Annotated in this window: 11 protein-coding genes; 4 read left to right on the top strand and 7 right to left on the bottom strand. The window is 42.5% G+C overall.

From position 1 onward, the window contains the following. Positions 1 to 589: 589 nt before the first annotated feature. The 3 genes from ACIFQN_RS04750 to ACIFQN_RS04740 form a co-directional block, all read right to left on the bottom strand. Entirely contained in the window at positions 590 to 2206 is a 1617-nt protein-coding gene (locus tag ACIFQN_RS04750) for an acyl-CoA synthetase (RefSeq protein ID WP_429831895.1), read from the bottom strand. Between the two features lie 221 nt (positions 2207 to 2427). Continuing rightward, a complete protein-coding gene (locus ACIFQN_RS04745; RefSeq protein WP_429831894.1) occupies positions 2428 to 3213 on the bottom strand; it encodes an SDR family NAD(P)-dependent oxidoreductase in 786 nt (261 codons plus the stop codon). 104 nt (positions 3214 to 3317) lie between these two features. Continuing rightward, positions 3318 to 6044, bottom strand: coding sequence for a BTAD domain-containing putative transcriptional regulator (locus ACIFQN_RS04740; protein WP_429831893.1), 2727 nt, complete (start codon positions 6042 to 6044; stop codon positions 3318 to 3320). A gap of 138 nt (positions 6045 to 6182) precedes the next feature. On the opposite strand from ACIFQN_RS04740, the gene ACIFQN_RS04735 reads away from it, so the two are divergent. The 4 genes from ACIFQN_RS04735 to ACIFQN_RS04720 all read left to right on the top strand — a co-directional run bounded on the left by ACIFQN_RS04735 (position 6183) and on the right by ACIFQN_RS04720 (position 8311). After that, complete coding sequence (locus ACIFQN_RS04735) at positions 6183 to 6650, top strand: 2,4'-dihydroxyacetophenone dioxygenase family protein (RefSeq protein ID WP_429831892.1); 468 nt, start codon at positions 6183 to 6185, stop codon at positions 6648 to 6650. A gap of 509 nt (positions 6651 to 7159) precedes the next feature. Then, complete coding sequence (locus tag ACIFQN_RS04730) at positions 7160 to 7471, top strand: hypothetical protein (RefSeq protein ID WP_429831891.1); 312 nt, start codon at positions 7160 to 7162, stop codon at positions 7469 to 7471. Positions 7472 to 7577: 106 nt separating this feature from the next. Then, positions 7578 to 7850, top strand: coding sequence for a DUF4372 domain-containing protein (locus tag ACIFQN_RS04725; RefSeq protein WP_429831890.1), 273 nt, complete (start codon positions 7578 to 7580; stop codon positions 7848 to 7850). Positions 7851 to 7858: 8 nt separating this feature from the next. After that, positions 7859 to 8311, top strand: coding sequence for a transposase (locus ACIFQN_RS04720; protein ID WP_429831889.1), 453 nt, complete (start codon positions 7859 to 7861; stop codon positions 8309 to 8311). On the opposite strand, the gene ACIFQN_RS04715 is transcribed toward ACIFQN_RS04720, so the two are convergent. The 4 genes from ACIFQN_RS04715 to ACIFQN_RS04700 all read right to left on the bottom strand — a co-directional run. Then, the gene (locus ACIFQN_RS04715) at positions 8262 to 8648 is read right to left on the bottom strand and encodes a hypothetical protein (protein WP_429831888.1); all 387 of its coding nucleotides are present in this window, start codon (positions 8646 to 8648) and stop codon (positions 8262 to 8264) included. The genes ACIFQN_RS04720 and ACIFQN_RS04715 overlap by 50 nt on opposite strands. Before the next feature lie 77 nt (positions 8649 to 8725). Next, a complete protein-coding gene (locus tag ACIFQN_RS04710; protein WP_429831887.1) occupies positions 8726 to 8857 on the bottom strand; it encodes an AAA family ATPase in 132 nt (43 codons plus the stop codon). A 217-nt stretch (positions 8858 to 9074) separates the two neighbouring features. Then, on the bottom strand, positions 9075 to 10598 hold the full coding sequence (locus tag ACIFQN_RS04705) for a restriction endonuclease (protein WP_429831886.1): 1524 nt from the start codon (positions 10596 to 10598) through the stop codon (positions 9075 to 9077). An 811-nt stretch (positions 10599 to 11409) separates the two neighbouring features. Further along, positions 11410 to 11594: hypothetical protein (locus ACIFQN_RS04700; protein ID WP_429831885.1), on the bottom strand; the 185-nt coding region annotated here is incomplete at its 5' end.

The raw sequence follows: 11594 nt of genomic DNA, 5'->3' as shown, positions 1-11594 counted from the left end.
GGCTGGGTTTGACGCTTACGATAAATCTAATTCCGGAAGGCTTCTAAGTTTATTGATTGAGCAGCATCACTTAATTAGGGGGTGTTGAACTATTGAGTTAAAAAATGGCTGCTCAAAGCTATAAGCTTTCCACCCCAATCTAACTGGGGGCTTTCGTACGCATAAAAAACGAGATCACTCCTTTTGAACTCCCCTTTTCCCTTCAACTGGTTCAGTTCGCCCTTAATGGTCCGTATCCAAGGCTGATGATCTTTAAACAAAAGGCTTTCGATTCACAGCTCTTTTTAAGTCTAAGAATAATGCAAGCAAGTGCTAAACCGTGCATCACTGTCTTTTTGATCCTTCCGTTATTACAGAGAATGCTTTTCTTACTGGTGCCCCCACTATGTATGTTATCACATGATCAGCAAATTTTTGTCACATGAAATAAGTTTACCGTGCCACAAAACAGGATATGGTCAATCAGCAAAAAGGCTGCCTACGAAAACAGCACTGTTCCATCAGCAAAAACCCCCTTATCCCTATTCAGGCAAGGAGGCTGCTTGCGACTTCGATCTTATTCGCTGGGAACAAGCTGCTGTCTTTTTCTCTACATTACACTCTTTTGCTGTTTCTCCGCTTGTCTCAATTCAATACGACGAATTTTACCAGAAGTAGTCTTGGGCAGATCGTCGATAAACTCAATTTTGCGCGGATATTTGTAAGGAGCGGTCAATCGTTTCACATGGTCCTGCAATTCGTGTATCAACTCATCGGAGCCTGTATGTCCTTTTTTCAGAACGACAAAGGCTTTTACGATATGTCCGCGTTCAGGGTCCGGACTGGCTACCGCAGCACATTCCGCCACGGCTGAATGCTTCACCAACGCATCTTCTACTTCAAACGGCCCGATCGTGTAACCACCAGAAATGATGATATCATCAGAACGTCCTTCAAACCAGATATACCCATCCTCATCCATTTTGCCCTGATCACCGGTCACGTACCAGTCGCCACGAAAAGCACGATTGGTCCGCTCTGGATCGTTTAAATATCCTTTAAACAGAGCAACCATCTTGCGGTCGATGGCTATATCTCCCACTTCCCCTGTAGGCAGGACGCCTCCGTTCTCATCTACGATTGCAACATCTACAACAGGTGACGGTCTTCCCATCGACCCTGGACGCGGCTCCATCCCTTTAAAGGTACCAATGAGCAGTGTATTTTCCGTCTGACCGTAACCATCTCGTACAGTCACATGAAACACTCTTTGAAAGGTATCGATTACTTCACGGTTTAGCGGTTCACCAGCCGAGCAGGCAGAGCGCAGGGCGGTAATCTGGTAACGCTCCAAATCAGATACTTTCGCCATCAGCCTGTATTCAGTCGGTGTGGCGCATAATACGGATATCGGATATTGCTCCAGCAGCTTCAGATACCCCTCAGGAGCGAATCTGCCTTTGTACACAAACGCGGTAGCTCCCTTTCCAATCGCGGAGACAAATGGACTCCAGATCCACTTGGCCCAACCTGGCCCTGCTGTCGCCCAGACCAGATCATTTTCCTGCACGTCCAGCCAGTACGTAGCTGCTACCGCCAGATGGGCAAACGGCCAACTGTGTACATGCATCACTCCTTTGGGTCCGCCTGTAGTTCCTGATGTATAGGACAGAAAAGCAAGCTCGTCTGAACGAGTGTTAGCTGCTTCCAGAGTTTCGTCAGCCGGTTCAATTATCTCTTCAAGAGATAACCAGCCATGTTGACTTTCACCAAGGACGATGTAATGCTCCAGCAACGGACACTCTGAACGGATTATGTCCACCTCACCGACGATTCCGTCAAAGGCGATCACCGCTTTCACCTGTGAATGGTTGACACGGTACTCAATATCTTTGCTGCGCAGCATTTCTGAACCAGGCAGCACTACAACACCTATTTTAATCAAGGCAAGGTATATACCGTACGCCTCGACACCTCTGGGAACGAGCACAAATACCTTGTCTCCATGTGCAACTCCCAAGGACTTTAACGCATTGCCGATTTTGTTTGCATAACGGTTGAGCTGCGAGTAGGAAAGCTTCACTTCTTCCCCGCTTTCACTTAATACGAACAGAGCTGTCTTTTCCGGATTCGCTTGGGCGTACTGCTCGACCTGCGCAGCGAAGTTATAATATTCGGGTATTTCCAGTCGTTTGTCCATAAGTAGATCGTTGTGATGTTCTGTCATTTCGTATCCCCCTAATATCTACTTCCTACTTACTTCTCCGTTCGATCGAATATATCTTAAATTCTGATTTATTAATTTATTTCTGTCGGAAGAGAATTTTCAGGAGCTTTTTAATAAGTTTTTATCCAGTTTGCTCAATCCCTTCAAGGGTTTATTGAGTATCAAAGTGTGGGAAAGTTGGAGGATAATGATACTCCATCGAGTGGCCACGTTCTCGGCATTTACGATAACATCTTCAGCATCGTCTTATCCATCTCAGTAACCAAATGGAATCCGCCATCGACGATATAGGAACACCCCGTGACAAACCCAAACTCAGGGCTTACCAATGCTGTCACCAACCGCGCCACATCGATCGGATCACCAAGCCGCCTGACCGGTGTCGCATCAGTCAATACGCTTCCTGCCAATTCCAGAAATCCATCCGTCAAGGCGGTGCGAATCACTCCCGGCTTGATTGCATTTACTGTAATATTATATACGCCAAGTTCCATCGCCGCAGTCTCGGTTAACCCGACGATGGCATATTTGGCGGCAGCGTAATGGGACAGCCCAGCCAGTCCGGTCACGGCTGCACAGGAAGACAGATTGACGATTCGCCCATACCGATTTTTCTTCATCACTTTGGCCGCTTCCCGCAAGCAGTAAAACGACCCGTTGACATGGATATCGAACATCCGTGTCCATTCCTGATCGCTAATCTCGTCCACCCACTTGGGATTTCCAGCGATCCCTGCATTGTTTACCAAAATATCGATCCGGCCAAACTTTTCCACCACCTGGTTCATGACGGCTGCAACCTGGCTGGATTGACTGACATCCAATGCTAACGATGCAGCCTTACCCCCTTTTTGTTCAATCTCGTTTGCTACGCTCTGCGCACCGGCGAGATCGATATCAGTCACGATTACATGAGCCCCTTCTTTCCCCAAAAGCTCCGCAATACTGCGTCCAATGCCGCGCCCTCCTCCTGTGATGAATGCAATCTGGTTTGTCAATTTTGCCAACCTTCATCCCTCCCTTTTTTGAAATCGCTTTCATCATAGGAGAAATGGTTTACAAACTTCTTACAAATGTTCATTTCTTTCTTACAAACAGATACAGTATCCCGCTACAACGAATATTTTCGAAACAGCTTATCGATACTGCCTTGCATCGGAATGCCTAACTCCTGTTCGATATATTTGTTGCCGCGTTCCGACACCTCTCTGGCATTCGAGCCAAGCTTGGCTTGTAAAAGCCGCTCAACATACTCCACATACACATTTTCCAGATACGGATCTTTTTCTAACAGCTTCTCATAATAATTCATGCCATTGGGATAGTCGTTGCATTCCCAATAGTAGCCTGCCAGTTCCCGCAGAAGATTCAAATAGACCCGACGCAGCTTTTCTCGCTCCGCTTCCAGATAGCTCTCATATGGATACTCTTCCAAAAAATCGCCACTATAGAGCTGCTCCGATTGCCGCAATCGCTCGATCCGCTTCGCTTGCCCTCCATCGGGTTGATCCGCTGCCAACTGCAAAAAGCGGTCAGCATCCAGCATCAATTCCTTCGCGACAAAAGTATAGTGTTCTCCCGATTGTATAAAGAAACGCGATTGCCGTCCTGATTGCAGAGTCGGTTCGAGTGCCTTCCTGAGTGCCGAAAGCGCCACGTAAAACTGATTGTTGATCGACTGAAACGAACCGTTAGGAAAAACCTGATCGAGGATACTGTCCTTGATCAGCTTCCTTTCCCGATTCGCTATGAAATAGAGCAACAGCCGTAAGCTCGATTTCCGATGCAAGCGGATGGGTTGTCCCCCATACTCCATCGAAAAGGGACCTAATGTACGGATTGTCAGGATATCTGGCTGCCTTTGCAGTACCTCAATGGAATGCACATCGTTTCTGCTCTGAAGCTTTTCAATCTCTTCTTTGAGATACGAACAAAGCTGCCGCTTAAGCTTCTCTTCCGCTTTCTTTAGATACGTTTTGGCCTCTTGCATCTGTCCGTTCGCGAGATACGTAAGCCCCAGCTCCATGTAGACCCAGCCAGTGTCCGGTTCGATATTGAGTTTGTCTGCGTGATGCAGTGCATCGACTGCCCACTCAATTGCCTGTGCATACTTTCCACGCAGCCGCAACAGTTTCACCATCGAGCAGTAAGGAAATACTATGGATGCTTCATCACATTGCCTGGAAACGGCAATCGTTTGTCGAATGATTGGCTCAGCCTTGTCTAGATCATTTTGAGCCAAATAGATTTCGGACAGAACCCAGAGCGAATGCATTTGAGAAAATGAGATGCCATACGGTTCTGAATAAGATAACGAGCGTTTGATAAAGTGAAATGCCGTCTCAAAATCTTTCAGGAAGAGATACACTTGACCGAGCATGCTTAAATTGATCGCAATCAAGCCGTAATCGTTCGTCGCCAGAGACGCGTCCAACGACTCCAGGTATAGGTTCTCTGATAGGGCAAGGTCACCCCGAAAAAACTGGATTGTGGCAAGCCGATGCTGATAATGAGCGATGGTCAGCGGATTTTGTTTTTGCTTCAAGGCAGTGATTCTCTTCTCCAAAAAGACGACAATTTCATCGAGTATAGATATAGGCAGACAGCGGAGCAGAAACGAGTTCGTGCTAACAAGGGAAAGATCAGGCGAAATCGTCTCCAGCCATCCGTCCAATAGGATCATAAACTGGTCGGGATGATATCGCTCCGTCATCTGTCGCATCACATTCGCGGCGCTCATGTAATTTTTTCCTGCAATATAATGGGCAAAAGCGTTAAAAAACTGGTAGTTCCCTTCATAAATATGGGCAAGCTTTTGGTGGTAGGCATTGATCTGTTGCTGGTCAGACTTCTTGATCAACCTTTCATACAAAAACATTCGTAACAACTGATGGTATTTGTAGGCTCCTTCTTCCGTCCGGTAAATAAACAAATGGTGGGCAAGCAGATGGTCCAGCACGCTTTTCGTATCATCGATATCCAAATATTGATTAACGATGTTTTCCTGCAATTCAGCGAGCAAGCTGGTCTTGCAAAGAAACTGTTGAATGTCGTCTGGTTGTGAGGCAAGCACTTCGCTGCCCAAATAATCATAAAGATCCGGAATTCCCTTGAAATCGGACCAGAATCGATGTCGCTGCGCATTACTCATCTCCTTGATTAGATCGTAAATCAGCTGCAAGCTGGCAATCCAACCTTCTGTACGACTGACGACAAACTCAATTTCATGCTCCTGCAAATGAAGATGATGCAGCTGATTGAAGAACTGATTGGTTTCCTCTTTGCTAAAGGCTAAATCACGCGTCTTCAGCTCTACCAGATTTTGTTGCAATCTCAGCTTCACGAGCGGCAACGCAGGACGAACCCGGCTGGTAATCACGAAGGTGATCGTTTTCGCCGAATGGAGCGCCAGCTTGGCCACCATCTCTTGAATCTGCTTGCTCTGATCTACCCATTGATAGTCATCCAAGACAATCAGCAAGCGCGTCGGCCAGGTCGAAAGCAAATTCAGAAGCTGCTGCAGCTCTTCCTCGATGCACTCAGGCTGAACGTACACCGCCTCGACTTCGTGCTGCATGATCCTGCTTACCCCTGCTTTTAAATAGGAGAGAAAGACGTGCGGATAACGATCTGCGTGCCCAACTTGATACCAAACCGTTGGAATCTCTTTTATTTTGATAAAACTCGAGAGAAGTGTGGTCTTCCCATACCCGGCGTCTCCTGTCAGACAGACCAGGGAGCGGTCAAGATTCTTCTCAAGAAAGGAGAACAACCTGTCTCTGACAAGATATGGCGAGAAATCAGGAATGCTCAGTTTCGACTCAATAATCTTCATCATCACTTCCCCCCTTATTCACTTACTTTGTAAGAACTTTTTGTGTCCTTGTAAGAAATCCGTTAGGTGTTGCTGATACGATGCTCCTATGGCGTTCAAGACAAATGCCTAATCATTCAATAAAGAAAGGGTGTAATCACGATGAGTGTACATTCAGGACAAACGTTAGACGCGAATCATGTGGATACCAACAGCTTACCCTGGTTTCCGTATGCCGAAGGAGTTCACATGCAACTGGTGAAAGCAAACCCGGTATCAGGCGAGTTCATTGTCATGTTCCGGGCCAAACCTGGTTCCTCTCTGGGAATCCACTGTCATCACGGAACTGTAATCGCTTACAATCTTCAGGGACACTGGCGCTATACAGAGCATGACTGGGTAGCCGGCCCCGGATCGGTCATCTATGAACCGGCAAACTCGGTCCATACTTTTGTCGCTGAGCCGGGCGACGATGATATCGTCATCTTTATTATCATTAACGGCGTAATTGAATTCCGCGATGATCAAGGAAACATGATCTTTATTGAAACGTGGAAAACGATGCAAGAGCGCTACCTTGCGTTTTGCAACGAACAAGGGATCGAACCTGTTGACGTAACCAAATTCTGATCCGTACCGTCAACATAAAATTCACTACCTTCGGTAATCATAACACAAAAATTAAAATATCTGAATTTTTCGTCAAGCTGCTTTTTTGCGACCTCGTTTTCGGTCATTTTTCTATACTGCTGCAGGTTGACCCGGGTGTCCAGGCAACTCCGCACTGGCATGTTCATAGCATTCAAGCCTTTAAACGGCCCCGCCAAAAACGAGGCCACTGAAGAACTTCTAGTTTAGGTGGAGTCATTAAAGGAAACGAATAGACGACCCTTTTCCAGTTATTGGAGTTGCGGGTCGTCTTTTTGTTGTCATTGCAGGTCCGTGCGGACCGTTTCCTAGCTCATCATTTTCAATATTCTCTTTAGGTTGACGGCAAATCTGGCCATGACACCTTTAGGGATAACAACTAAATATACATCTAACTCACATAAAATACCAATTGATTGGTAATACTTCACCTTACAGAATTTGCTTTATTGCCGACGAGAAAATGACTTGTGCTAAGGGGGTTTTTGTGATTGTTTTCCAAAAGGTTTATACAAAATAAGGAAGAAGAATCCTACGCAAGTGAATTCCAGGTCGACAATATTATGGTCTCAAAAGATGTTGAAGAAAATCAGCATATTTTACAAAATGAATACTTCCGTGAAGTGGATGATCTAACCATCCGACATATTCATTCTTCGGATGGTCTGATCAATGTAGTTATCGTATATATCGAAAATTTAGTGGATCGAGCTTTTCTGGATCGCACTGCTCTCCTGAAATTTGACAGCAATGATGTTGAAATTCATGAGATGGCGGGGGACACTAGCGTTGCATTAATATAATTTGATAATTCCGACTTTTTCCATGTGTGTCCGTAGGACAAAAAAAATCCTTTACACTGGTAAGGTCAGGTAGTTCCTGTCCAAAACCAACGCAAAGGATACAGCCATGGACAAGAATACCCTATTTTCATCATTTGGTAAATGGGTTGCACCCATCAATATTGTGACATTTCAGCAACGTATCGACGAAACCGTCCAAGACAAGTACGTGAAAAAACTGACGACCAAAGCGTATCTCCTTTTGTTTTTACATGCACAACTTCAGCAACGAGAAGGACTTCGAGCCATTGCAGATGATGTTCTATCAAAGGAAATTCAGCGAGAATTAGGACTTTCATCGATCAGCCCCGCACAGCTTAGCCGAAAAATAATCAAGTAGAGCCTGCTTTGCTTGAAGAAATTTTTGTCGATCTAGTACAGCAGATTCAGAATGCTTCGGGCAACACCTACTCTCTTCGAAAAGACATCAAAATCATCGATTCAACTACCATTGGGCTGTGTTTGCAGAAGTACAAATGGGCAACCTTCCGAAAAACCAAGGCTGGAATCAAGATTCACCTTCGTCTCGTCTTTGCCAGCCAGGAGGATGTGTACCCTGAAAAGATCACCCTTACGGGTGCCAAGTCCAACGACCGTACACAAATGGAATCGTTGATTGACGAGATGGGAGCCATGTACGTCTTCGATCGAGGTTACGTGGATTACGGAAAGTTTGATGAATATACGGACAAAGGCATCTTTTTTGCTTCTCGTCTGAAAGATAACGCTGAAGTTCGTCATCTCGATGCTTTCAAAATACCTCCAGAAAGCTCTGTTTTATCGGATGTTTTATTTCGTTAATAATCACGACATCATTCTCATCATTATTTGATTCGTCAAAAATAATATTTTTATGTTTACTGAACAGTACCTCTAGATCTATCAAAGGGTTTACATATACAACTTTGAAGATATTATCAAGAGCATATGATGTACCTCTTGTTGGAATATCCATAAGGTTGTTAAGGTCTGCTCCCCACTTTAAGATGGGTTCCCCAAATAATTCCTTCTCATCGAATTCAGACTCTAATTTAATATAAAACGTATCCGCATTTTCAGAAGTTCGTGCTCCTTTTGCCTGTGCGACAAGTTTTTTCGTATCTTCACTTTCGTCAAAATCCGATAAATCGAGTGTCAATGTTATCTCTATTTTTATACTGGTATCATTTTTGTGGTAATCCGACTTGGTAAATTTGTGTTTTCTAATTTCCCTATCTAGTTAATTGCGTATAAGAGATTTGTTTTCCCCACATCGTTCATACCAAATATTACATTTTTATTGTCTAATTCTATTCTAACTTCGCTAAAGTTTCTGAAATGCTTAATGTGCATCTCTACGAATTTCATATTATTCCTCCTACTTTTAATTTAAATTGAACCTAAGAAACGAGTTAGTTATGACAAATTCTAACAATAAATTACATTAAAAGACTAGCACATACGCCTCTATGAGAGAAGTAAAAAATAACAGACCCGAGAATTTATCGGATCTGTATTTATGTGAAGTCTTTGTAGTCTATAATCTAAGCGTTACCAAGAGAAAGAACCCCGATTCTGTACAGAATTAGCGTTTTCGTTTTTTTGTATAGTCTATCCTGGCCGTTTGCCCTAACTTACTTAGCATTCCTATTAATTCATTTCCATCAATTAATTTAATAGGCTTATCTTTTGCCCATTCATATGACTCAGGGCCGAACCATCCTGTTGTAACTAGAAAACCTTTACTTGCATTTTCATGGCTCATAGTACCGTACAATTCACGTACTGCTGATGGTGGAACGATGTTATTGTACCGTTTAGCCTGAATTATGTATTTGCCACCTAATAAAGGGTCTTCATCAAATACGACTGCATCAACACCTAAATCTCTAATTTTACGAGTAACAACTACTTCCCCTCCACGTTCACTAAACATTTCATTAAACAATTCACTTATTAGGTGTTCAAAGTCTTCCCATTCCATGGCTGCAAGGTTAGGGATGGAATGAAGTTCTGCCAATACATCTCTAGTTTCCACAAACCGACTATCATCTTTATTTAATTGTAAAACAGGCTTAATTGGTACAAGCTCAGTTAATATACCAGCATGAACACCTTTAAGTTTTCTAAAACAGTCTCTTGGGTTAATACGTTCAAGATTTAAACCTCGATATTGCGCATTTGTCATTTGCAGACTGACGATACAAGATCGAAAGTCTGTTCCAGTCGAGCTATCAATTCCATCTACCCACCCATTAAAAACAACATGCTTTATTTTGTTGTTATATGTGGAGTCAAATACTTCATGGATAGTGCGAAAGGCTATCTGAAGAGTGATGTCTTCGTAATAGACTTGAAAGTCTTTTTGCTTCATTTCTTTTGGCTCGATTGTTTTTCTTGTGGAAACAAACTTGAATTCCGTGGTTTTTGGTATTTGATTTGGAGTAGGTAAATCATAGTCAACAACAAGAACATCCGAACTCTCTTCGAATTGGACAAGAAATGTCTTGGTTATATACTCTGGATATGTTGATTGTTCCAAGATCATTTCGATGTACTCAACGACTGCCTCTGGCATTCCAGACTCAAAATTTGACTTAAATGTATTTATTCTATCATTATGCTCTTTTTGTTCTTGGTAAAATGACTCCCTATCTTTCAAATACTTCTGCACTTCTAATTTGAAATCAGAATTTGCCTTTTCAATGAGCTCCAAACGATTTCGCTTAATAAAAGGTAAAAAGAACTCAATTAATTTTTCTTCCCTGGGAACATTGTATTTTATGAAGAACGCCTCTAATGTTGGTGGTTCCTTAAACACAGTCTGATCATATAAAGACTCCCAATGGATTATCTGTTTAGTTTGTAATCCCCTTCTTAGAATTGATCGGAAGGCTTCAATATTGTCTTGTGCTTCTCTAGTGTTAATTTCAGCGAGAGCCTTTAAATCAGACACAAGTGCTTTTTGACGTTCTTTCTTCTCCCGTTCTTTCCATTGCTGAAGTTGCTTCGCAACCTTACTATTTAGTTCAAAGCTATTCCGGGCTTTGATTACTCTAGATACTCCAAGATACTTATTTGATATCTTTCTTGTTAAAAACTGAGACATTTTTCTCACCTACAGTGATTTGTATCTTATCACTTTAGTTTTATCCAAATTGTCTTGTATCAAACTTAAAATAGCATGCTCCTTATTGTTTAGGACAACAAGATGTTGTTAAACATAAGTACCAAGGACGCGACCCATAACTCCCCCGGACTCACCAATAATTATCGGACCGACTCTATAACTCTCGTTTTCCCATTCCAGAATATATATTATGTAAACTGATAAAAAGAAAAGAAATGAACTGGATATGGATTGCACGAATTAATGAACCTATGAATACGAATGACTGAGCTAAGCTGCTAATTGTACAGCTGTATATAAATGTCCGAATAAAATACGGATTACAAGATTTAAGCGTCTATGTCCAGTTGTGTAAAACTGATGATATGTGACGTGTAAGCACAGAATTATTATTATCAATAACATGTAAATTGTTGTTTATAATACAAACGAAATAATTTCTAGTATTCCAGCATCTATTCTAAAACACGGAGGCAATGATTAACTTTATCCATCTATAAAAACGAGGTAACGTGAGCCTCTCTTTCTTGTTTTCGCATAAAAAAGCTTCAGTTCATAAAATATCATTTTTATGAACTGATTATTGATAGTGTTAAAAGTAATGGTTTATTGTCCGAGCTTTTATCAAAATTGAATTATGAAATATTTATTCTCGTTTATATTGTCCATCATTCTTCTTCTACAAATTCCTTGACCCGTTAATCACAATTAACCTATATGCTCCATCGTTTGGTTGTCAGAACCTGACTCTCCCACCCTCCCTTACTACGATGGATTTGTTATCAATTGACTAAATCCTCTGATACTCTAATTGCTCACTGCAAAAAGGAACAGGATTTTTATCATCCCTGCTCCTTTCTCCTATAGTTTGCTCATATAACAATGAATATGTTAAACGGAAATTTTCGCATTTCAGTGATGGCACATTCCTTTTATTTTTCATTAAACCAAACAAAAAGGGGCTGTCCAGAAAGT

Source organism: Brevibacillus sp. NRS-1366 (assembly GCF_050467985.1).
This window is presented reverse-complemented; position numbering and strand designations above follow the sequence as displayed.